This is a genomic window from Stenotrophomonas pictorum JCM 9942, assembly GCF_001310775.1.
Taxonomy (GTDB): Bacteria; Pseudomonadota; Gammaproteobacteria; order Xanthomonadales; family Xanthomonadaceae; genus Stenotrophomonas; species Stenotrophomonas pictorum.
Window position 1 is genome coordinate 1 of the sequence record NZ_BAZI01000742.1, and the last position, 702, is coordinate 702.

Annotated in this window: 1 protein-coding gene; it reads left to right on the forward strand. The window is 69.9% G+C overall.

The window, feature by feature from the left end; all coding sequences use genetic code 11:
* Positions 1 to 18 precede the first annotated feature (18 nt).
* Positions 19 to 702 (forward strand): FecR domain-containing protein (locus JCM9942_RS17430; RefSeq protein WP_172675208.1); only part of this gene is annotated, 684 nt, incomplete at its 3' end.

Here is a 702-nt window from a genome sequence, read left to right on the forward strand (position 1 = left end):
CAGAGCGGAACCGCCCCCATGCGCCAGGTGCGGCTGGGCGACCACGTGCTGCGCGACCAGCGCTTCGAGACCGACGACAAGGGCGCGGTGCAGATCCTGCTGGCCGATGGCAGCAGCTTCACCGTCGGCCCGCGCTCGTCGCTGGTCATCGACAGCTTCGTCTACGACCCGGCCAAGGGCAGCGCCCGACTGGCGGCCAGTGCCAGCCGCGGCATCCTGCGGTTTGTCGGAGGAGCGGCCTCCAAAGCCAAGGGCGGTGTCTCCATCACCACCCCGGTGGGCACGGCCGGCATCCGCGGGGCGGTGGTGGATATGCTCATCGGCGATCGGCTGCGCGTCGATCTGGTCTATGGGGATCGCATCGATTGGACCGGCAATGACGGGTACTCCGGCAATCTGAGCCAGGCCGGGACGTCGATGGTGGTCGGCACGGATGGCCGGGCGACTTACCCGGGTGATCTGCCCGCGCTGTCGCCGGGAACCGTTCCCGACTCGCCCAATCCGCCGATGGGCGATGCCGGAGGGCTGGACGGCAATCCCAGTGGCCTGGCCGGATTCAGCGGCGCGCCGATGGCGATGGATCCGGCCGACCGGAGCCGTACGCCAGAGCAGGCCGGTGGCGGCAGCACCCCGGACAGCGACGAGCTGACGTTGGCCGCCACTTATGGCGATATCGCAGCCGTGCCTGAGCCCGAGCCTGAG